Annotated in this window: 1 protein-coding gene; it reads right to left on the bottom strand. The window is 51.4% G+C overall.

Translation table 11 applies throughout. The annotated features are described in order from the left end of the window. The coding region (gene rlmI, locus R7Z41_RS23985) for a 23S rRNA (cytosine(1962)-C(5))-methyltransferase RlmI (RefSeq protein ID WP_000116297.1) at nucleotides 1-1189 on the bottom strand (1189 nt) is incomplete at its 3' end. Nucleotides 1190-1228 lie beyond the last annotated feature (39 nt).

The raw sequence follows: 1228 nt of genomic DNA, 5'->3' as shown, positions 1-1228 counted from the left end.
ACATGACGCGACAGGCAAACCCTTTCAGATATAGCCCTTCCGGATAGGTAGCGATCACCGGATGATCGGCCGCCTGACGGAACTGCTCTATAAATTGTACATCACGACCGGCATCAATTGCGGCATCCGCGATGATTTTCTGAAATAAATCGCTGGTCATCAGACCGGAACAGGAGAAAGTCAGGAGAATACCGCCTTCATTCAGCAACTGAATCGCCAGCATGTTGATATCTTTATAGCCACGACACGCGCCCATCAACTGGCTTTTATTCTCAACAAACTTCGGCGGGTCCATCACGATAACGTCAAATTTTTCACCGCGATCGCGATAAGTACGCAGCAATTTAAAGACATCATCACGGACAAACTCAGCCTTGCTCAGATCCAGTTTGTTCAGCTCAACGTTCTGCCGTGCAATATCCAGCGCTTCCTGGGAGGTATCAACGCTGACAACCTGGCTGCAACCGCCCATCAGTGCCGATACGGCGAAACCACCGGTATAGGAGAAACAGTTCAGCACACGTTTATTTTCAACGTAGCGGCGGGTAGCCAGGCGGCTATCACGCTGGTCCAGGTAGTAGCCCGTTTTGTGTCCGTGCTGAATATCCACCAGCAGTTTCATTCCGTGTTCTTCAATCGGCAGCAGGGCAGGTGGCAACTCGCCGGTGACGGGGCCCTGGGTCAGCTCCATTCCTTCTTTTTTACGTACCGCGACGTCGCTGCGATCGTAAATCGAACATTCCGGGTACAGCGTTTGCAGGGCACTAATTAATGCCGCGCGCTGATATTCTGCCCCAGCACTCAGCAGTTGCAGCACCAGAAAATTACCGAAACGATCGATAGTAATACCCGGCAGGCCATCAGATTCTCCGGCGATTAAACGATAGCTGTCGAGGCCATCTTTTTGCGCCAGCCAGTCACGCCATTTTTGTGCTTGTTGCAAACGGCGGGAAAAAAAAGCAATGTCGATAGACTCAGACGGGTCAAACGTCCAGACGCGCGCCCGGATTTGCGAAGCTGGCGAATAAGCGCCGCGTGCTAACCATTTTCCCTGATGATCAACAATATCGATGGTTTCACCGAGGCTGGCTTTACCTTCCATGCGGGCAACGGCCCCGGAAAAGACCCACGGATGGCGACGAAGTAATGATTTTTCGCGCCCTTTGGCTAACACTAAACGTACACTCATAATTTACTTTTCTGTCGATGCAAAGAAATGGGCGTCATT

Origin of the sequence: Vibrio sp. 1457 (assembly GCF_033340195.1) — a bacterium.
Classification (GTDB): Bacteria; Pseudomonadota; Gammaproteobacteria; order Enterobacterales; family Vibrionaceae; genus Vibrio; species Vibrio alginolyticus.
This window is presented reverse-complemented; position numbering and strand designations above follow the sequence as displayed.